17 protein-coding genes are annotated in these 19,543 nt (G+C 72.2%); 9 read left to right on the top strand and 8 right to left on the bottom strand.

Going from position 1 to position 19,543, the window contains the following annotated elements:
- Nucleotides 1-337: 337 nt before the first annotated feature.
- Nucleotides 338-757 (top strand): hypothetical protein, encoded by a 420-nt coding sequence (locus ACIRGB_RS07740; protein ID WP_403859804.1) that lies wholly within the window; start codon nt 338-340, stop codon nt 755-757.
- A gap of 65 nt (nt 758-822) precedes the next feature.
- Here the strand turns inward: ACIRGB_RS07740 and ACIRGB_RS07735 are convergent, their stop codons facing one another.
- Both ACIRGB_RS07735 and ACIRGB_RS07730 read right to left on the bottom strand, forming a co-directional pair.
- The gene (locus ACIRGB_RS07735) at nt 823-1,506 is read right to left on the bottom strand and encodes a transposase (protein WP_403860628.1); all 684 of its coding nucleotides are present in this window, start codon (nt 1,504-1,506) and stop codon (nt 823-825) included.
- A 40-nt stretch (nt 1,507-1,546) separates the two neighbouring features.
- The gene (locus ACIRGB_RS07730) at nt 1,547-2,143 is read right to left on the bottom strand and encodes a hypothetical protein (protein ID WP_403859801.1); all 597 of its coding nucleotides are present in this window, start codon (nt 2,141-2,143) and stop codon (nt 1,547-1,549) included.
- 132 nt (nt 2,144-2,275) lie between these two features.
- Here ACIRGB_RS07730 and ACIRGB_RS07725 point away from each other — a divergent pair, with 132 nt between their 5' ends.
- The 5 genes from ACIRGB_RS07725 (at nt 2,276) to ACIRGB_RS07705 (ending at nt 6,888) form a co-directional block, all read left to right on the top strand.
- A complete protein-coding gene (locus ACIRGB_RS07725; protein ID WP_403859799.1) occupies nt 2,276-3,457 on the top strand; it encodes a tyrosine-type recombinase/integrase in 1,182 nt (393 codons plus the stop codon).
- Nucleotides 3,458-3,486: 29 nt separating this feature from the next.
- Entirely contained in the window at nt 3,487-4,827 is a 1,341-nt protein-coding gene (locus ACIRGB_RS07720; RefSeq protein WP_403859796.1) for an alpha/beta fold hydrolase, read from the top strand.
- Between the two features lie 43 nt (nt 4,828-4,870).
- Nucleotides 4,871-5,506 (top strand): MBL fold metallo-hydrolase, encoded by a 636-nt coding sequence (locus ACIRGB_RS07715; RefSeq protein WP_403859793.1) that lies wholly within the window; start codon nt 4,871-4,873, stop codon nt 5,504-5,506.
- A gap of 86 nt (nt 5,507-5,592) precedes the next feature.
- Complete coding sequence (locus ACIRGB_RS07710; RefSeq protein WP_403859790.1) at nt 5,593-6,372, top strand: exodeoxyribonuclease III; 780 nt, start codon at nt 5,593-5,595, stop codon at nt 6,370-6,372.
- Between the two features lie 108 nt (nt 6,373-6,480).
- Nucleotides 6,481-6,888, top strand: a complete 408-nt coding sequence (locus ACIRGB_RS07705) for a DUF6278 family protein (RefSeq protein ID WP_403859787.1) — start codon at nt 6,481-6,483, stop codon at nt 6,886-6,888.
- A gap of 313 nt (nt 6,889-7,201) precedes the next feature.
- Here the strand turns inward: ACIRGB_RS07705 and ACIRGB_RS07700 are convergent, their stop codons facing one another.
- On the bottom strand, nt 7,202-8,809 hold the full coding sequence (locus ACIRGB_RS07700; RefSeq protein WP_403859784.1) for an amidase family protein: 1,608 nt from the start codon (nt 8,807-8,809) through the stop codon (nt 7,202-7,204).
- Nucleotides 8,810-9,021: 212 nt separating this feature from the next.
- On the opposite strand from ACIRGB_RS07700, the gene ACIRGB_RS07695 reads away from it, so the two are divergent.
- Both ACIRGB_RS07695 and ACIRGB_RS07690 read left to right on the top strand, forming a co-directional pair.
- Nucleotides 9,022-9,738, top strand: a complete 717-nt coding sequence (locus ACIRGB_RS07695; RefSeq protein WP_403859782.1) for a lytic polysaccharide monooxygenase — start codon at nt 9,022-9,024, stop codon at nt 9,736-9,738.
- A gap of 175 nt (nt 9,739-9,913) precedes the next feature.
- Nucleotides 9,914-11,368: a class I adenylate-forming enzyme family protein gene (locus ACIRGB_RS07690; RefSeq protein WP_403859780.1), complete on the top strand. Its 1,455-nt coding sequence runs from the start codon at nt 9,914-9,916 to the stop codon at nt 11,366-11,368.
- Between the two features lie 42 nt (nt 11,369-11,410).
- Here the strand turns inward: ACIRGB_RS07690 and ACIRGB_RS07685 are convergent, their stop codons facing one another.
- Genes ACIRGB_RS07685 through ACIRGB_RS07670 form a run of 4 tightly spaced genes read right to left on the bottom strand, consistent with a single transcriptional unit; the run spans nt 11,411 to nt 16,684 of the window.
- Entirely contained in the window at nt 11,411-12,673 is a 1,263-nt protein-coding gene (locus ACIRGB_RS07685) for a cation:proton antiporter (RefSeq protein WP_403859777.1), read from the bottom strand.
- Entirely contained in the window at nt 12,670-14,046 is a 1,377-nt protein-coding gene (locus ACIRGB_RS07680) for a cytochrome P450 (RefSeq protein ID WP_403859775.1), read from the bottom strand. The genes ACIRGB_RS07685 and ACIRGB_RS07680 overlap by 4 nt, the downstream gene beginning before the upstream one ends.
- A complete protein-coding gene (locus ACIRGB_RS07675; RefSeq protein ID WP_403859772.1) occupies nt 14,043-15,113 on the bottom strand; it encodes an alpha-hydroxy acid oxidase in 1,071 nt (356 codons plus the stop codon). The genes ACIRGB_RS07680 and ACIRGB_RS07675 overlap by 4 nt, the downstream gene beginning before the upstream one ends.
- Nucleotides 15,110-16,684 (bottom strand): FAD-dependent oxidoreductase, encoded by a 1,575-nt coding sequence (locus tag ACIRGB_RS07670; protein ID WP_403859769.1) that lies wholly within the window; start codon nt 16,682-16,684, stop codon nt 15,110-15,112. The genes ACIRGB_RS07675 and ACIRGB_RS07670 overlap by 4 nt, the downstream gene beginning before the upstream one ends.
- A 62-nt stretch (nt 16,685-16,746) precedes the next feature.
- Between ACIRGB_RS07670 and ACIRGB_RS07665 the strand changes: the two genes are divergently transcribed.
- A complete protein-coding gene (locus ACIRGB_RS07665) occupies nt 16,747-18,282 on the top strand; it encodes an aromatic amino acid ammonia-lyase (protein ID WP_403859766.1) in 1,536 nt (511 codons plus the stop codon).
- Here the strand turns inward: ACIRGB_RS07665 and ACIRGB_RS07660 are convergent.
- Entirely contained in the window at nt 18,263-19,543 is a 1,281-nt protein-coding gene (locus tag ACIRGB_RS07660; protein ID WP_403859763.1) for a sensor histidine kinase, read from the bottom strand. The two genes, ACIRGB_RS07665 and ACIRGB_RS07660, sit on opposite strands and share 20 nt — an antisense overlap.

The following is a 19,543-nucleotide window of genomic DNA, read 5'->3' as shown; positions in this document are numbered from 1 at the left end:
CGGGCCCTGCAGAAGCACGGAGATCCCAGCCCGGGAAACATCGCGAAACGTGGTCAGGCCCATGTGGACATGTACGACTTCGGTCGGCTCACCAACAGTGAACGTTCGGCGGTTGCCAAGGAAATCATCGAGGAAATCCTAACGAACCCGTCGGCCCGGACTACGATTAGGCCCCACAACAATCCGCAGTACGGGGGAATGGTGCGGGATGTCAAAATTGATGGTGGATGGGGAGCTCGCTGGAGTATGCGGGGGGGGGACCTGACGTTCGAAGGATTCCTGTGATCTGGAAGGGAAGGTTGAGGGTGCATTGCTGTACGATAGTGGACTCTTTGCGGTGGATGGGGCACTCAGGGATGTGTGCGTCCTGGACGCCGATGTGGAGGACTGGGAGCGAGTGGTCCGCGACCTCGTGGCTTCAGGGTGGGTAGTCGAGTTCTCGACCACCCACCCGCGGGGCGAGGAACTGCTCCGGTCTGGGGCGCCGGAGTTGTTTGCCGCGCTTGAGCGGAGCGGGGAGGATTCGGTGACGTTAGCTGTCCGCATCGACGACATTTGGTTCACATCCTATTTCTTCGACCCGTCAGAGATTGAGTTCACGTTCGACCCTCGAGATGTCGTGGACGAATCGGACTTTGCTGTCGTCGAGAAGTTCATGAAAAGGATTGGCAACGCATGTGGAAAGCGAGTGGTCATGACCATGGAGTCTTCAACTGACCATGTGGGACTTCCCGCTTTGCTCGAGTACAGGCCCTAAGGATTGTCCCGTAAATGATCTCCGGGTCGCCTCGGGCATGGTTGATCACGGTGAAGCCCGTTGATCTATCCGGTGAGGACGAGGTTGTGCATCCGCGCGATACCGAGCATGGCGTGGTGGACGCCGTCACCTTTGAGGCGGCAGTCGCGGAGGATCTTCCAGGTCTTCATGCGGGCGAAGACGTGCTCGACCCGTGCCCGGACCTGCTTGTGGGACCTATTGTGATCCTCTTTCCAGGCTGGGAGTTCGGTCTGGCCGCGCTCCCGACGGTGCGGGATGACGAGTCCGGTGACCGGGTAGCCGCCATCGGCGATCGTGAGGGTCTTGCCGACGGCGGCCTTGGCGCCGGACTCCTCCCATGCCTTGCAGTCGTTGCGGTTCCCGGCGAGCGGTCGGCCGACCACGACGATCAGGCGGGTGACGGCGTCGATGACGACCTGGTGGTTGGTGGAGTACCGATAGTTCTTCGACCGCTCGGCGATGGTGTGATCCCGGGTGGGGACCAGGGTGCCCGTGGACTTCGAGACGCCGAACATCGGTGCGAGCTGTCGCAACGTCAGGTTGGTACGCCAATAGGCCGTGACCAATAACACCCGGTCCTCCAGCGGCAGGCTCCACGGCCGGCCTCGGTGGACTGCATCTGCTCCATCGCGCCGCAGTGTGGTCAGCAGCTTGCCGAAACAGCGCGGGCTCAGCCCTGCGAATGGGGCTATCCAGGACGGCTTCGAGGCCGTGATCACACCAGGCACGACAGAGATCATTTACGACCGGTACCATCTGGCGGCAGTCTCAGCCGAGGAAGTCCTTCCAGAACGGCACGGACGCCTGCGGAGCCCAAGGCGCATCCTCGTCAACCTCACTGAACTCGCGGTCGATGTAATCGGCCAGATCGTGGCCGTAGCAGACGATGTCGGTTCCCCACACCGACAAGACCGGATGCCCCGGGGTGTGGCGACCCGCAGGTATGAAGCGGTGCGCGTATACGGGAACGAGTTGAGGCGCTTGCGCAAGTACCGCTCGGGTCACCTCCACGGCCTCATCATTGGTGGCGGGACGCGCCCCCAGGGCCGGATGCCAGCTGCCATGAGCGACGTCGGCCAGCACCTCTCGTGCGGGCCACTCCAGCCGATGGCGCAGGTCGTCTAGATCCGCGTGACGCCAGTCGGGCCAGGGCTGCTGCCACGTCGCGCCTTCCTCGGGAGGTGAGGCAACAGGCAGCCCTCCCGTCAGGAAGGCACGATGCTCTGGGGAGAACTCAAATCCATAGGTCGCCTCGATCCGGCTGAACTCTTCATCCGTGAGCCCTGGAGCTATCTCACAGCAGTCCGCCTCAGCCAACCGCCGCGCGGCCTCCGCACCCAACCGAGCGCTATCAGTGTCGATCACTCCAGCACCGTACGCACACTGCTCGCACGGCATCGCCACTTTTCGAACCCCGGCATGGGCTTCCAGGTCGTTGCGGGACAGCCCTTAGGGGAGATCGCGAGCTGGCCGACCGCACCAGGAAAGGAAGTTGAGATGCCTGAACCGATCAAGAAGCTGCCCCCAAACGCAAAGGGACAGGTGCGCTACCGCTTCGTGGTGGACGCCGGCACGGATCCGGAGACGGGGAAGCGGAAGCAGCTCCGGCGTACCTTCAACACGCTGAGGGAAGCGAAGGCGGAGTACGCCCGCATCACCAGCAAGCGGCACGAAGGGACGTTCGTCCCGCCCAACAAGATCACCGTGAACGAGTGGCTGGATCAGTGGCTCGTGATGAAGGCCGAAGACCTGGAGCCGACCACGGTCTACAACTACCGGGTGACGCTGGATCGTGTACGCGGGAAGCTCGGGAACGTCCGGCTGCAGGAACTCACGGAGGACCATGTGATGGCGTGGATGCGGTGGGCTCTCCAGGGAGGCCGTGCGCGGGGCGGGAAGGCGGGAACGGGTCTCGGGGTCACCACGGTTGACATGAGCCTGGCCAGACTGAAGGACGCCCTGAACCGCGCTGTCACACGCGGTCTGGTGACCGTCAACGTAGCCAGCGAGGTGCACATTCCGCTGAAGGCCCGGAAGGCGGAGCGGAAGACCAAGGAGGTTGTCCAGCCATGGAACGCCTCGGAGGTGGGTGCCTTCGTCGCTGCGATGAAGAGTGACCGCCTGTTTGCGCCGCTGCTGCTGTCCCTGATGGGGCTCCGTCCGGCGGAGGTCTGCGGCCTGCGGTGGTCGGACATCGACCTGGACGCGGCCACGCTCAGCATCGCCAACACCCGGACCATGATGGGCAACCGCACGGTGGTGGAGAAGGACACGAAGAGCATGGCGGGGGAGCGTGCGTTGCCGCTCCCGAGCCTCGTACGGGAGGCGCTGAAGACGTTCCGCGCCATGCAGGCAGTGGAACACCTGGCGGCGGGCGAGGGGTACGGGGGTGGCGGGTATGTGCTCGTGGATGAACTTGGGGGCGCGCTGAACGGTCGGCAGCTCCGAACGCGGGCCTACAAAATAATGGATGCAAACGGCCTCCGCAGGGTCCGTCTGTACGATGCTCGGGCGTCTTGCCTCACGTACCTGGCCAACAACGGGGTGCCGGATCACCTGCTTGCCATGTGGGCCGGGCACACCAACGTGAAGACGACGAAGAAGTGGTACGTGAAGCCGGACGTGGCGGACCTGCTTCCAGCGGCGGAGGCGTGGGGAGGTCTCGCAGGGGGCGTGTGACAGATCGTGACAGATGAAGGTGTGAACCCGTGACCGAAGCCAAGATCGAAACACTGCAATACCGCTTTGACGGGCCAGAACACCTCCCCGTGCTGATCTTGGGACCGTCCCTCGGTACCACCTGGCACATGTGGGACCGGCAGGTGCCCGAGCTGGCTCAGCAGTGGCGGGTCTTCCGGTTCGACCTGCCCGGACACGGCGGTGCCCCGGCCCACCCGGCAGGGTCCGTCGCCGAACTCACCACGCGTCTGCTGGCCACCCTCGACGGGCTCGGCGTGCAGCGCTTCGGGTACGCCGGGTGTGCCTTCGGCGGTGCCATCGGCATCGAGCTGGCGCTGCGCCACCCCGAGCGTCTCGCCTCCCTCGCGCTGATCGCCGCCTCGCCCCGGTTCGGCACGGCCGACGAGTTCCGCCAGCGCGGCGTGATCGTGCGCACCAACGGGCTCGACCCCATCGCCCGCAGCTCCCCGGAGCGCTGGTTCACCGGCGGGTACGCGGCCGCCCAGCCCGCGATCACCGAGTGGGCCGTGCAGATGGTGCGGACCACCGACCCCGGCTGCTACATCTCCGCCTGCGAGGCCCTCGCCGCCTTCGACGTGCGCGGCGAACTCGGCCGGGTCGGCGTCCCCACCCTGGTCCTCGTCGGCTCCGACGACCAGGTCACCGGCCCCGCCGAGGCCCGCACCCTGGTCGCCGGCATCCCCGACGCCCGCCTCGCGGTCGTCCCCGGCGCCTCCCACCTGGTCCCGGTCGAACAGCCCGCGGCGGTCACCGACCTGCTGGTGCGGCACTTCACCACCGCCTGGCAGGTCGCCCACGACGCCACCTCCACCGGCCAGATCCCCGTCCCGGTCCACCCCGCCGCACACCTGGCCCCGGTCGCCGGGCCCGCCGCCGCGCCCGTCCAGCCGGTGCCGGCCCCGCCGCAGACCGCGCCCATCGCCGAGATCGCCCCGGCCCCCGTCGTGCCGCCGCAGGCACAGGGGCGGCCCGATCCGTACGACGCGGGGCTCAAGGTGCGCCGCGAGGTCCTCGGTGACGGGCACGTCGACCAGGCGCTCGCACAGGCGGACGAGTTCTCGGGGGACTTCCAGGAGCTCCTCACCCGGTACGCCTGGGGAGAGGTCTGGAACCGTCCCGGTCTCGACCGGCGCTCGCGCAGCTGTGTCACCCTCACCGCCCTCGTCGCTGGCGGCCACCTGGACGAGCTGGCACCCCACCTCCGGGCCGCCCTGCGCAACGGCCTCACCCCCGGCGAGATCAAGGAAGTGCTGCTCCAGGCGGCCGTCTACTGCGGCGTGCCGGCCGCGAACGGCGCGTTCCGGGTGGCCCAGCAGGTCATCCGCGAGGAGACGACACCACCGGAGTGAGCCCCTGGGGCGGGGAGCGGGCGCGCGGCGGCAGGATGGAGTCATGAAGCTCACCAAGAAGTCGCACGCCTGTGTCCGCCTCGAGAAGGACGGGCAGACGCTCGTCCTGGACCCCGGCGGGTTCAGCGAGGAGGACGCCGCCCTGGGTGCGGACGCGATCCTCGTCACCCACGAGCACCCGGACCACTTCGACGAGCTGCGGCTGCGCGCCGCCATGGAGGACAACCCGGCCGCCGCGATCTGGACGCTGAAGTCGGTCGCGGAGAAGATCTCGGCGGCGTTCCCGGGCCGCGTCCACACCGTCGGCCACGGCGACACCTTCACCGCCGCCGGTTTCGACGTCCAGGTCCACGGGGAGCTGCACGCGGTGATCCACCCGGACATCCCGCGCGTCACCAACGTCGGCTTCCTCGTGGACGGCGGCAAGGTCTTCCACCCCGGTGACGCCCTCACCGTCCCCGACCGTCCGGTCGAGACGCTGATGCTGCCGGTCATGGCTCCCTGGAACAAGATCGCCGAGGTGATCGACTACGTGCGCGAGGTCAGGCCCCAGCGGGCCTACGACATCCACGACGCGCTCCTCACGGATCTCGCCCGCCCGATCTACGACCGTCAGATCGGCGAGCTGGGCGGCTCCGAGCACCTGCGACTGACGCCGGGCGACTCGGCCCGGGTGTGAGACACGGGTGTGGGACCCGGGTGTGAGACCTGGGGCCGGACCCCGGGCGGGACCCGTTGTCAGTCCCGCCCGGTAGGTTGTGGGACATGCGCATCGCGACCTGGAACGTGAATTCGATCACCGCCCGCCTGCCGAGGCTGCTCGCCTGGCTGGAGAGCAGCGGCACCGACGTGCTGTGCCTCCAGGAGGCCAAGGTCGCCGAGGCGCAGTTCCCCTTCGACGCGCTGCGCGAGGCGGGCTACGAGGCCGCGGTCCACGCCACCGGCCGGTGGAACGGGGTGGCGGTGCTCTCCCGCGTCGGCCTCGACGACGTGGTCAAGGGCCTGCCCGGCGACCCGGGCTACGAGGGCGTCCAGGAGCCCCGCGCGATCTCCGCCACCTGCGGCCCGGTCCGCGTCTGGTCCGTGTACGTGCCGAACGGGCGCGAGGTGGACCACCCCCACTACGCCTACAAGCTCCAGTGGTTCGAGGCCCTGCGCGCCGCCGTCGAGGGCGACGCCTCCGGCAGCCGCCCCTTCGCCGTGCTGGGTGACTACAACGTCGCGCCGACCGACGACGACGTCTACGACCGTGCGGCCTTCGAGGGCGCCACCCACGTCACCCCCGGCGAGCGTGCCGCCCTCGCCTCCCTGCGCGGCGCCGGCCTGTCCGACGTGGTCCCGCGCCCGCTCAAGTACGACCACCCCTTCACGTACTGGGACTACCGCCAGCTCTGCTTCCCCAAGAACCGCGGCATGCGCATCGACCTGGTGTACGGCAACGAGCCCTTCGCCAAGACGGTCACCGACTCCTACGTCGACCGCGAGGAGCGCAAGGGCAAGGGCGCCTCGGACCATGCGCCGGTCGTCGTGGACCTGGACCTGTAGCCGCGCGCACGCCCCACCCGTACACCCACGTCCCGCCCGCATGTCGCACACGCACACGTTCCGCGTGCCCTGTGGTGCACATGGCGGTACGAATGACAGTGTGGAGGTATGAACTTCCCCTTCCTGGGCAAGCGGCGCCAAGATCCCCGGGCGCACGACGCGGAGGGCATCGGCGACCTGCTCGCCGACTGTGACCTGCTGCGCTCGCAGGCGCTGCGGGAGGGGGTCAGGCTCGACGACTCCGCGCTCTCCCTGGAGCAGTTGGACCAGGTGCTGCCACGCTGGCGCAGCGACGAGGAGATCCTCAGCTGGCTCGGCAACGACGCCGGTCTGTACCTCGGCACCGTGATCGTGCGCACCGTGCCCGGCGCCGTCTGGGCCATCCGCTCCGACGGGCAGCCGGTCGTCCGGCTCGCCTCCGGCCGGGAGTTCGACGTGGTGGCCAACGGCCACGCGTGGGCGGAGGACGGAGTCCCCGAACTCTCCCAGCTGTACGGCGAAGTCGCCGAGACGTGAGGCGAAGCGCGGGCCGCAGCGCGGGTCGCAGCGTGCGCCGGAACACGCACCGCAGGGCCGCCGCCACGGTCGCCCGCCGTCATGCCTTCCGCAAAGCCCGCCTTAAATAGGGGTAATGATGAAAGGTGCGTGTCGGTGGCATTCATGCCGTTTGTCTCGATACGTTGCAGTGGTCGGAGCGGACACGAACGCACGGGGGACTACGCAGGGTGCAGCCGGAGATCACTGCTCGCGGGCGAGGAGAAGGTCAGCTGCATACCGGCGAGCTACCGCGTCGAGGCGCTGCTCGACGACTTGGCGCCCGCCGGTCGGCTCAGCGTGCGGTACCGGACGGAGTCGAGGGCAGATACCGGGGCGCCCGCCAGGCGTCCAGCCGATGCTCCACCGCCGCCCCCAGGGACAGCAGTTCGGCGTCCTGGCGGTGGCCGGCCATGAGGAGCAGCCCCACCGGCAGCTCGCCGACGAAGCCGGCGGGCACGGACAGCGAGGGGTACCCGGCGACGGCGGCGGGGGTCGAGGACGGGATCACGTCGTTGTCGCCGCGGGCGCAGTCGGTGGTCCAGGCGGGCGGGTTCGTCGGGGAGGCGATGGCGTCCAGGTCGTGCGCGGCCATGACCTCGTCTATGGACCGCCGGGACAGGTCGGTCAACTCCGCCCGCATCGCCCGGTACTCCGGGTCGGTGGTGGGCGGTGCGGCCAGCGCCTGTTCGAACAGCTCCTGGCCGGCGAAGCAGGACCGCTCCCGCGGGTGCGTGCGGTTGAACTCGATCAGCCCGGCCAGGTCCTGCGGCCCGCCGCGGGTGGGGAGGTAGGCGTCGATGTCCCGGTGGAACTCGCTCAGCAGCGCCGGGAACTCGAGTGCGGCCAGCCGTTCCTGATACGGCATGGTCACCTCGACGACCTCGGCCCCCGCGGCGGTCAGCCGCTGCGCGGTACGGGTCATCAGGGCGTCGACCTCGGCGCCGAGGGACGGCAGCCGCCACAGGCCGATGCGTTTGCCGCGCAGGGTGCCGGGACGGCCGACCGCGTCCGTGAGGCTCGGGGCGCCGTCGGCGCGCACGGTGTCACGGCCGCCGAGCACGGAGAGGGTGAGCGCGGCGTCGATCACGTTGCGGGCCATGGGACCCGCGGTGTCCTGCTCGGCGGAGATCGGTACGACGCCCGACTGGCTGACCACTCCGAGGCTGGGCTTGAGGCCGACCACGCCGTTCATCCCGGCGGGGCACACGATGGAGCCGTCCGTCTCGGTCCCGATCGCCACCTGGGCCAGCGACGCGGCGAGTGCCGCGGCCGAACCGGAGGACGAACCGCAGGGATTGCGGTCCAGGACGTACGGGTTGTTGGTCTGCCCGCTCACCGCCGACCACCCCGACGTAGGCTTCGCGGCGCGGAAGTTGGCCCACTCGGAGAGGTTGGTCTTGCCGAGGATCACCGCGCCGGCCGCCCGCAGCTTCCCGACCAGGTCGGCGTCCGTGTCCGGTGGGCTGCCGGCGAGGGCCAGCGACCCGGCGGTGGTTGGCATGTCGCGGGTGTTCACATTGTCCTTGAGCAGGACGGGGATGCCGTCCAACGGGCCCCGGGTCCTGCCGAGGCGGTGCCTGAGGTCGCTGGCGGCCGCCTGGCGCAGGGCCGTCGGGCTGGTGCGCAGCACCGAGTTGATCCTCGGGTCGACGGCCTTGATCCGCCGCAGGTAGGCGCGGGTCAGCTGGAGCGAGGACAGCGACCCGCGGTGCATGCGGGCTTGCAGTTCGGGGATGGTCACCGTGTCGAGGTCGACTCCGCCGACCAGCGTCGACGCGGCGGATCGCGCCGCGTCGCCGGGTCCGGGGCCGGCGGCCGCGGCCCGTTGACCGGGCGCCGCCGCGACGAGGGAGGCCACGACCAGGATCGCGGTCAGGGCCGCCATGCTTCTCTTCTTCATGGCGGACAGCCCACTACACGGGACCGCCCGGCACAAGGGCCGCCCCGGCCTTGGTCGTTGGCGCGGCGCCGACCCCCTTGACGGCCCCCACTCCTTCGCTAACGTCTAGACCTACGCGTGCAGGTCTAGACCTGCGGGCGGGGTGGCCTCATCGGCACCGTCGTAAGCCGGGGCAGGCTGATGCGACGCGGACCGAAGGGAACAGTGATGTCATGCGCATGAAAAGAAGGACGGCCGCCGCCGTGGGAGCGCTGGTCGCTCCCGTGGTGGCCCTGAGCCTGCCGGCGCCTACGGCGAGCGCCCACGGCTGGGTGGTCTCGCCGGGGAGCCGGCAGGACCAGTGCGCCCACCGCGTGGTGCAGTGCGGCCAGATCAAGTGGGAACCGGCGAGCGTCGAGGGCCCGAAGGGGCTGCGCGATTGCAGTGGCGGGGACGCCCGGTGGGCCGACCTGGACGACGACGGCAAGGGCTGGCGGGTCACGCCGATCGGCACCACGCACACCTTCACCTGGACCATCGAGGCACGGCACGCCACCAGCAACTGGCAGTACTTCATCGGCGACCGGAAGATCGCCCAGTTCGACGGGCACGGCGCCCTGCCGCCCGCCTCGGTCAGCCACCAGCTGGACTTCGGCGGGTTCAGCGGGCGGCAGAAGGTGCTCGCGGTCTGGAACATCGCGGACACCGCCAACGCCTTCTACGCCTGCATCGACGTCAACATCGGCGGCGGTGACGACGGTGGCGGTGACGGCGGTGGCGACCAGCCGGGCGACTGCGCCGCGGGAGCCTGGAACGCCGGGAGCGTCTACAACGGCGGCGAGACCGTCTCCCACGACGGCCACACCTGGCGTGCCAAGTGGTGGGTGACGGGTGAGGAGCCCGGCACCACCGGCGAGTGGGGCGTCTGGGAGGACCTCGGCGCCTGCTGAGCACGACCGGCCGGCGCACGCACCGGAAGGAGTGTGCGCCGGCCCGGGCCGGGTCCGGACCGGGCCCCCGTCTCAGAGGCTTCTGATACCGCGCCGTTAGCGTCCGGCCCGGACGTGCGATCAACCGGTCGACGCCCTCGCCCCCGTGCCGCAACCGGCCTCGTGAAGGAGCGCCATGACGGAACAGTTCCCCGGTGCAGTCCTCGACCTCCTCGACGCGGCGGGCGACCGCACGGTCTTCGAGCACGACGGCCGGGAGGTGAGCGGACGGCACCTGCTCGGCACGATTCGGCGGGTGGCGAGCGCCCTGCGGCAGCGCGGCCTCGGGCCGGGCAGTGCCGTCGCCCTGCTGCTCGGCGTCACTCCCGAGGCGTTCGCCGCCGTCATCGCCGCGTACACGGTCGGAGCCCGCGTCGTCGGGGTACGGCCCGGCATGACGGACGACCAGCGTGCGGCCCTCCTGTGCGACGCCGGGGTCACGGTCACGGTCACGGACCGGCCCGGTGGTGCGGACGCGGGGCCGCCGACCGTCGTCCTGCCGCTCGACGAGCTGCTGGCGGCGTCGGACGACGGTCGGCGACCCTGTGTCTCGGGCCGCCCGCAGGACGTCGCCCGGCTCATCCACACCAGCGGCAGCACCGGTGTCCCCAAGGCGTGCGTCCAGACGTACGCGGCGATGACCGCGGCCTGGGCGCTGCGGCCGGGGGACTGGCCGCCGGCGGTCCGGGAGCTGGCCGGCCGGCTGGACCGGTTCCTGGTCTTCGGCACCCTGGCCAGCCAGGTCATGCTGGAGTACGGTCTGCTCGCACTCGCCGCCGGGGGCGTCCTGGTCGCCGCCGACCCGCCGGACGTCCCCGGGGCCCTCGTGCGGCACCGGGCGACCGCGAGCGTCATCACGGTCGGGCGGCTGAACCGGCTCGTGGCGGACCTGCGTGCCGCGCCCGTCGACCTCGGTACCCTGCGCGCGCTCATGGTCTCCGGCTCGCCGCTGGAACCGGGCCGGGCGCGTGCGGCCGCGCGGGTGCTCGGCCCGGTCGTCTTCCACGGGTACGGGCAGACCGAGACCGGCATGATCTCCATGGCCACCCCTACCGACCCGCCCGGCTCGCTCGGCGTGCCGCCCGTCGACCTGGAGGTCCGGGACCCCTCCGGCCGCCCCGTCCCGGCCGGCACCGAGGGGGAGATCTTCGTCCGCACGCCGTCGCAGGGTGCCGGGTACTGGGGTGAACCCGCACTCAGCGGAGAGGTGTTCGTGGACGGCTGGGTCCGCACGCGGGACCTCGGGAGCCTCGACGCCCAGGGCCGCCTGTGGCTCTCGGGACGGACCCGGGACGTGGTCATCGTCGACGCCAACATGTACTACACCGGTCCCGTGGAGCGGCTGCTCGCCCGGCACCCGGCCGTGACCGAGGCGTACGTCGTCGCGGTGCCCGACGACGCCACGGGAGAGGCCGTGCACGCCTTCGTCGTCCCCGCGGCCGATCGCGTGCCCGCCCTCGACGACCTCCGCGCGTTGGTGACCGAACAACTGGGCGGGGCCTGCGCGCCCACCCGGCTCACCCTCATCGACGAGGTGCCGCTCACCGCGACCGGGAAGCCGGACAAGCGACGGTTGACGACGGGTACCTGAGCCGGCGGGCCGGCCCCCCCGCCGACGAGGCCGGCCCGTGTCTCACCGGCCGCCGACGGCGACGGCCTCCGGCGGCCGACCGGCGCGCACCCGGTCCCGCCGGTCCAGCAGGGCCAGCAGCGGCGTCGCCATCACGGTCGTCGTGATGGCGACCACCACCAGGGCGCTGAACATCGCCTGGGTCACGATGCCCGCCGCGAGTCCCAGGTTGAGGGCGACCAACTGCATCAGGCCCCGCGCGTTCATCAGCGCCCCCACCCGCAGCGCGACCGGGTTGGGCTCGCCCGCCACCCGTGCCGCGAGCCAGCAGGCGCCGAACTTGCCGACGACCGCGACCACCACGCACCCCGCGGTGAAGAACAGGACCGGTCCGGAACCCAGCAGGGAGAAGTCGGTGTTCAGCCCCGAGTAGGTGAAGAACAGCGGCACGAAGACCGCGCCCACCGGCTGGAGGGTCCCGACGGTGTGGTCCAGCCGCGGTGAGCGGGGGAAGACGACGCCGAGAGTGAACGCGCCGAACACCGCGTACAGCCCGATGACGTCGGTGTACCAGGCGATCAGGAACAGCACGCCGACGAGGGCGAGCAGGAGCTGGTCGGGTCCGGTGCGCTCGGCGAGCAGCGCGGTACGGTCGCGCAGCCGCAGGGCCACGGCCATCACCGCGATCAGGCCGAGGCCCCCGGCGACGGCCACGGAGACCTTCCCGGCGCTGCCCCCCGCGATGCCGAAGACCCCGGCGAGCAGGACCCAGGCCGCGGCGTCGTCGACCGCCCCGGCGCCCAGGGACAGGGCGCCGAACCGGCTCTTCGCCAGGTTCCGTTCGGCGATGATCCTGGCCAGCATCGGGAACGCCGTCACCGCCAGCGCGACGCCGACGAACAGACCGGACACCGTCAGCGACACGTCCGGGGCGAGCGCGCCGGTGCGTTCGCCGACGGCGGCGATGAGCGCCACCCCGAGCACCATCGGGACCACCAGCCCGGCCGCCGACACCAGTCCGGCCGACCGGGCGACTCCCCGGAGCCGGTCCGCGCGGAAGTCCCAGCCGACATGGAACATGAACGCCACGAGCCCGATCTGCCCCACCACGTAGAGCACCGGCCGCAGTTCGGTGGGGAAGAGCGCCGACTCGACGCCGGGCAGCAGGGCGCCCAGGACCGACGGGCCCAGCACCACGCCCGCGAGCATCTCACCGACGACGGGTGGCTGCCCGACTGTCTGGAGCAGTCGGCTGACGGCCCGGCAGACGAGGAGGATCACGACGACCGCGAGGAAGAAGGCGGGGCCCAGTTCCGTGGTGCTCATCCGTTGCTCTCCTTGCTCTCCGTGTGGTGGGCGACCGGACAGCGTCCGGAGCGCGATTCCTCGAAGTACCGGGCAGCCAGGCGCAGTCGGCGGGCGTGCAGCACCATGAACGTGCCGAGCACCAGCTGCCGCACCCCCCGGGTGACGTCCTCCACGCCGTCGCGCAGCCGGACGAACCGGCGCAGGGCCGCCAGCCGCCGCCGGCCGGGGGTCAGCGGGCGGGGGATCAGCAGACAGGGCGCGCGGTGCGGGTTGGAGCGGGTGTGCGAGGCCGTCGAGTCGAGCCGGAACCGGCGCAGCACCTCGCGCACCGCGACGCCCAGGACGATCGGGGACACGCGCCACGCGGGGCAGGGACGGTTCGCCGCCATCCCGAACGGGATGTACGGGGCCTTCCTGGCCGCCGGGTCCGACCAGCGGTCCGGATCGAACGCGTCGGGCCGTTCATGGCCCGTGGCCTGGTAGTCGGGGTAGCTGAAGCACACGACGGACCCGGCCGGCAGCACCGTCGAGTCGTCGAGCGGCACCTCGTCCGTGGTGATGCGGTGGGCGATCCCGAACAGCGGGTACAGGCGCAGCGTCTCGTCGATCACCCGCGTCAGGTACCGGTCGTCGTCCGGGCGTTCCGTCAGGCGGCGCTGCACGCGCGGGTGGCGGGCCAGGGCGAGCAGGACGTGCGCGGTCGCCTCGGACAGCTGGACGACCGCCGTGTTGAAGAACGTTCCCTGCAGATACAGCGCCTGCTCGGCCGGCGTCAGGGAGGGCGGCAGCCGGTGCGGCACCTCTCCGGCGGCGATCCGCTCGTCGAGGTACGCCGTCAGCCGGGCCCGGCGGCGCGGGTGGCGCAGCCCGGTGCACTTCAGGGCGGTGATCACGTCGTCGGCGTGCGCGGTGATCAGGTCCCGGGCGTGCGGCGGGCACGGCCGGCGGAAAACCAGCTCGTAGGCGAAGGCGGCCCACGCGGGCATCAGCAGGTCCCGCAGCCGCACCAGGCTGACCCGGGTGAGCGGGACCGTGTCCAGTACGTCCGCGACGGCCCGCCCGGCCGCCTCGGCGAGACCGGCGGAGGAGCCCGCGAGGATGCGCCGCGTCGTCGCCGCGACCTCGTCGTAGCGCTCCCCGGGCTCCAGGTGCTCCTGGTGCACCTCGGGACCCGGCGCGAGCCAGTACCAGAACAGGTCGGACAGGCCCGCGCCCGCGCTCCGGCCGTTCGCCGCGGGATGGGCGTACACCCGCTCGAACACCTCGGGTCCGTGCGTGGCGTTGGGCAGGGTCACCACCCGGTCGCCGTTGACCTTCTCGAAGACGCGCACGCGCAACGCCACCACCGCGCGCGGCAGCCACCACGAGGCGGGCCGCCGGGCGCCGCTCACCACGCCGCGTCCCCGCGGACGACCATGTCGGCGCTCAGGTCGGTGTTGCGGCGCCCGCCGCACAGGGCGAGCGTGTGGTCGTACTCGGCGAGCAGCGTGCGCAGCACCTCGCGGACGCCCGCCTCGCCCTCGGCGGCCAGCCCCCACAGCACGGGGCGTCCCACGCCGACGGCCGCCGCGCCCAGCGCGAGGGCGACGGCCACGTCACCGCCCCGGCGCACCCCGCCGTCCAGGAGCACCGGCACCGCACCGGCGACCGCCTCGACCACCGCGGGCAGGCAGTCGACGGACGCCGCGGCGGTGTCGCACTGGCGGCCTCCGTGATTGGACACGATCACGCCCGCCGCCCCGTGCCCGGCGGCCAGCCGCGCGTCCGCCGGATGGAGCACCCCCTTGACCCACACGGGCAGCGAGGTCATGCCCACCGTCTCGGCGACGTCCCGCCAGGACGCCGCCGGGTGCATCGGGATGTCGGTGAGCGCGCCCGGCGGGGCGCCCGGCAGGTCGCGCATGTTCTCCGCGGCGAAGCCGGGCGGCAGCTCGTCGAACCCGTTGCGCAGGTCCCGGGTGCGCCGGCCGAACAGCGGCGAGTCGGCGGTGACGACCAGGGCCGAGCAGCCGGCCTCCTCGGCCCGCCGCACCAGCGCTTCGGTGACCTCCCGGCGCGGGTGCGGGTAGAGCAGGAACCACACCGCCGGGTCCGGGTCCGCCTCGCGGGCCGCCGCGACGACGGCCGGCACCGCCGTCGTCGCGGCGACACCCGTCACCAGGACGGCGCCCTCGGCCGCGGCGGCCCGCGCCGTGGCCCGCTCGCCGTCCTGGTGCAACAGCCGGTGAAACGCGGTCGGCGCCACCACCACCGGCGCCGCCCGCCGGGCGCCCGGCAGGTCGACGGCGGTGTCCCGCCGCGCGGCGCCGCTCAGCACCCGGGGCAGCAGCGCGTACCGGTCGAAGGCCCGCTCGTTGGCCGCCAGCGCGCGCTCCTCGCCCGCGCCGCCCGCCACGTAGTCGTAGTGGACGGGATCGAGCGCCGCGCGCGCCGCGTCGTGCAGTTCGCGGAGGGTCACGGCGCCACCGGGGCCACCGCGTCGCGTCGGGCGGCGAGGAACGCGCGCAGCGGGGCGCGGTGGTACTCCTCGCTGTCCCACTCGTTCTCCAGGTTCGACGCGAGGTGGTGCTCGGCAACGAACGCGCCCTGCCGGTACCAGCGCACGACCGGGTGGAGATAGCGGCCGTCCAGGCCGGAGACGTCGTACTGGGACCCGCGGCCCGCACTCACGTCGAAGGGGTCGACGAGGTCGTGGTCCTTGCCGTACTCCAGGGTGATGACGGCGTGCGCCGCGACGTCCCCGAAGTCCCCGGCGGCGACGGCGTCCGGCACATGGGCGACCGGGACCTCCTCGGCGTAGCGCATGGTGCCGTCCGGGGCGAGCGTCAGCAGGTCGCCGAGGACGGCGAACTGCTGCCACAGGGCCGAGGACCGGTTGACCCGGCCGATCACGGCGTCCACGGCCCGCTCCGTGGCGTCCCCCAACTGCGTTGCGGGCCACGGCTCCTGGTGGTGGCGTTGGCGCAGGCCCCGGTACATGGCCCGGACCATGTAGCGGAAGCCGTGGATGAAACCGGTCGTGGCCTTGCGGAAGTCCCGGCCCTGCATCAGCGTCCCGGCGAAGTACAGGCCGGGCACGTTGACCGACTCGCTCAGCGGCGTCAGCTCCGGGAAGCGGCCGTCGACCATCAGGTCCGGCGTACAGGTCCCGTCGAACAGCGAGGCGTCGAAGCGGAACCCGGTCGCCACGATCACCCGGTCGTAGCGCAGGTCCTTGACCACGTCTTCGTTGCGCTCGAAGGCGAACTGGACCCGGTAGCCGTCCGCGTCGCGCCGGATGTCGAGAACCCGGCCGTCCAGGAGGGCGTTCTGCGACTTGAGCTGGTAGCTGTCCAGGAAGTTGTTGTAGACCGCCCGCAGGTGCCCCACGTAGTGCGTCCGCCAGGCCATGCGCAGCGAACCCGAGCCGGCCACGTGGATGACCGCCGCGTTCTCCATCAGGTTCTCGGCGGTCTCGAACGCCGAGTTGCCCCGCCCGATGATCAGCACCCGCTGATCGGTGTAGGCCGCCGGGTCGGTGTCGATGGTGTCGTAGCGCTCGGCCAGTTCCACGCCCGGGACCGACGGCAGGTTCGGCACGTGCAGGCCGGTGGCGACCACCAGGTGCCTGGCCCGCCACTCGGTCCCGGCCTGATCGGTGACGGTGAACCCCTCGGCGTCGCGGGTGACGTGCCGGACCTCGGTGTCGTACCGCACCCGCACCCCGGTCCGCTCGGCGAAGTCCGCCAGATAGCGCACCAGGTCGTCGGCGGCCGGGAAGTAGCGGGGGCTGTACCGGGTGAACAGCAGCTCCGGGTCGTCGCTCAGCAGCGAGTTCCAGTCCATCCGCAGCCGCAGCTCCGGGTCGTCGTAGCCGGTGTGCACCTTGTTGTTCGAGATCAGGTAGCGGTGCCGGGGGAAGCGCGTGAAGAAGGCGCCCGGAACGCCGCCGCGCTCCAGGACGACGTAGTCCGCGCCGTCCCGCTCCAGGAAGGAGGCGAGTTGCAGACCGGCCGGGCCCGCTCCGATGATGAGGTAGTCATGGCTCATGGCACGGAAGGTAGCCACGGGATTTCAGAGCCCTCTGAGATCCCGGGCCTACGTTCCCCGGTGTGCTCACACCCACGGACACCGTCACGCTCACCGGCCCCCTGAACGCCGCCGCCCTGCGCCGCGCGGCGCTCCCCCTCACCGTCACGGTGGACGAGGCGGCCCGCGCACGCGTCGCCCGCGGGCGCCGTCTCTTCCACGCGCTGCGCCGCGGACCGCGCGGCGCCGACCGCCGGATCTACGGCGCCGACACCGGCTTCGGCGCCCTCGTCGGCTACGCCGGCCGCACCGACGACGCCGACCAGTGCGACAACACCCTGGCGCACCTCGGCGCCGGCCAGGGACCGGACCTCCCGCCCGGGATCGTCCGCGCCGCGCTGCTCCTGCGCACCCGCTCCCTCGCCCAGGGCCTGTCGGGGGTGTCGCCCGAGGTGGTCGACCGGCTAGCGGCAATGTTCGCCACCACCTTCGCCCCCGCCGTCCCCCGCTACGGCTCCGTCGGCGCGAGCGGCGACCTCATCCCGCTCGCCTACGCCGCCCAGGCACTGCGCGGCCGGGGCCATGCCTACGTGGACGGCGACCGGATGCCGGCCGGCGAGGCGCTGACCGCCGCCGGGCTGCACCCCCTCGCCCTCGACGGACGCGACGCGCTCGCGCTGGTCAACGGCACCTCCGTCACCACGGCGGCCACCGCGCTCGCCCTCGACGCCGTCCGCGCCGCCCACCGCGCGCTCACCGCGCTCACCTGCCTGCTGACCGACCTCCTGGGTTGCGACACCGGCTTCCTCGACGCCGACCTGCTGCGGGCCTACGGCCACCCCGGCGCCGTCGACGTGGGCGGCCGGATGCGGCGGACCCTGGCGGGCGGCACGCCCTCGGGCACCCGGCCGCTCCAGGAGCCGTACAGCATCCGCTGCGCCCCGCAGCTGCTCGGCGCCGCCGAGGACGCGCTGCGCCACGTCGACGGTGTCGTCGCCGCCGACCTCGCCGGAGTCAGCGACAACCCGCTGTTCTTCCCCGCGCCCGGGCCGGGCCCCGGCACCGACGACGTGGGGGAGGGGAAGGTCGTGCACGGCGGGAACTTCTTCGGGCAGCCCGCCGCCTTCGCCGCCGACCTGCTCGCCTCCGTCACCGCCCAGCTCGGCAACCTCGCCGAACGCCAGCTCGACCTCCTGGTCGACCCGGCCCGCAACGGCGGACTGCCGCCGATGCTCGCCACCGAGCCCGGCGTCCAGCACGGCTTGCAAGGCGTGCAGCTGGCCGGCACCGCGTTCGTGGCGGAGATCCGCCGCGCCGCCACCCCGGCCGGCATGCAGAGCCTGCCGACGAACCTGCACAACCAGGACGTCGTCCCGTTCGGCACCCAGGCGGCCCTGCGCGCCCACGACACGGCCGAGTTGCTCGGCCTGCTGTGCGGCTCGCTCGCCCTCGGCCTGCGCCAGGCCGCCCACGTCGGAGCCCGCCGCCCCACCGCACCCGGGTGCGCGGAACTCCTGGCCGCCCTCGCCGGCGCGATCCCCCCGGTCGACCCGGACCGCCCGCTGGACTCGGACGTCCGCACCGCCGCCCGCCTGCTGCTCAGTTACGCCCGGCCTTGACCCGACGCGGTACGAGGCGGGGCACCCGGCCCCGGGGCGGCGGGACGGAGACGGCCGGGACACCGCCCAGCGGCAGCCGGATGGTGAACCGGGCGCCGTGCCCGGGGCGTCCGGTCGCGGTGACCGTGCCACCGTGGTGGGTGACGACCTCCCGCAGCAGCGCGAGCCCCAGCCCGTACCGGCCGGCGGCCCCGCCCCGGTGGAACCGCTCGAAGAGCCGTTCCGCCTCGGCGGGGTCGAAGCCCTTCCCGGTGTTCGCGACGGTCAGCGTGACCGTGCCGCGCACCCGGGCCAGGGCGACCTCGATCCGCCCGCCCGGCGGGGTGTGGCCGACGGCGTTGGACAGCAGCTCCCCGACGGCCCGGCGCAGCGCCGACTCGACACCGTCGACGAACAAGGGGTGCGGCTCACCGTCCACGACGACGGTGAGCCGGCCCTCCCGCACCCGGTCCGCCTCCTCCGCGACCACCGCACGGGTCAGTGCCACCAGGTCGACCGGCCGATGGTCGGCCGGCCGCGCCGGGCCCGCCGCGAGGCTCGCGGACAACAGCAGGTCGTCCAGCACCTCACCGAGCCGGCCGACCGAGCCGACCAGTCGCGTCAGCCCCTCGCGGTGCGGCGCCGGCATGCCCTGCGCCGCCGCCTGCCGCGACAGCAGCTGCGCCCGCGTGTACACCTGGGTGACCGGGGTGCGCAGCTCGTGACTGGCGTCCGTGACGAACCGGCGCTGCCGGGTGAGCGCCTCGGCCAGCGGGGACACGGCGAGCCGCCCGAGGACCACCCCCGTGACGGCCGCGGCCAGCAGGCCCACCACCTCGGCGACGCCCAGCGCGAACCACAGGTGCCGGCGGTCGGCCAACTGGAACCGCAGGTCGAACACCGCCTGCACGACCTTTCCGTCCGCCCTGACCTGGGTGCGCACCAGATACCGGGTGTCGTCGCGCCGCACGGTGCGCTCCACCGCCTCGTGGGTCCGGCGGACCCGCCGCATGTCGGCCTCCACGGGGAAGCCCGCCGGGGCGTTGGCCAGCGCGGTCGCGCCGCGCGCGAACAGCCAGGTGCACACCGGCGGACTGGACAGGTCGCCGCGCGCCGCGCCGTAGCGCAGCTCCCGCCACACCTGGTCGCTCTGCGCCCGCGTCATGACGGTGTCGGCGACGCCGCCGACGACGGTGACCAGCAGGGTGATGATCGCGCCGGTCAGTACGGCGATGCGCAGGCGGGCCCGGCGGACGGCCGCCCGCTCCCCGGACACCGACAC

Source organism: Streptomyces sp. NPDC102490 (assembly GCF_044765285.1).
Classification (GTDB): Bacteria; Actinomycetota; Actinomycetes; order Streptomycetales; family Streptomycetaceae; genus Streptomyces.
This window is presented reverse-complemented; position numbering and strand designations above follow the sequence as displayed.

Coding starts and splice junctions, on each gene's coding strand:
- ACIRGB_RS07715 (WP_403859793.1), top strand. CDS start 4,871: ATGAAGCTCACCAAGAAGTCGCACGCCTGTGTCCGCCTCGAGAAGGAC.
- ACIRGB_RS07705 (WP_403859787.1), top strand. CDS start 6,481: ATGAACTTCCCCTTCCTGGGCAAGCGGCGCCAAGATCCCCGGGCGCAC.
- ACIRGB_RS07690 (WP_403859780.1), top strand. CDS start 9,914: ATGACGGAACAGTTCCCCGGTGCAGTCCTCGACCTCCTCGACGCGGCG.
- ACIRGB_RS07695 (WP_403859782.1), top strand. CDS start 9,022: ATGCGCATGAAAAGAAGGACGGCCGCCGCCGTGGGAGCGCTGGTCGCT.
- ACIRGB_RS07700 (WP_403859784.1), bottom strand. CDS start 8,809: ATGAAGAAGAGAAGCATGGCGGCCCTGACCGCGATCCTGGTCGTGGCC.
- ACIRGB_RS07670 (WP_403859769.1), bottom strand. CDS start 16,684: ATGAGCCATGACTACCTCATCATCGGAGCGGGCCCGGCCGGTCTGCAA.
- ACIRGB_RS07725 (WP_403859799.1), top strand. CDS start 2,276: ATGCCTGAACCGATCAAGAAGCTGCCCCCAAACGCAAAGGGACAGGTG.
- ACIRGB_RS07710 (WP_403859790.1), top strand. CDS start 5,593: ATGCGCATCGCGACCTGGAACGTGAATTCGATCACCGCCCGCCTGCCG.
- ACIRGB_RS07685 (WP_403859777.1), bottom strand. CDS start 12,673: ATGAGCACCACGGAACTGGGCCCCGCCTTCTTCCTCGCGGTCGTCGTG.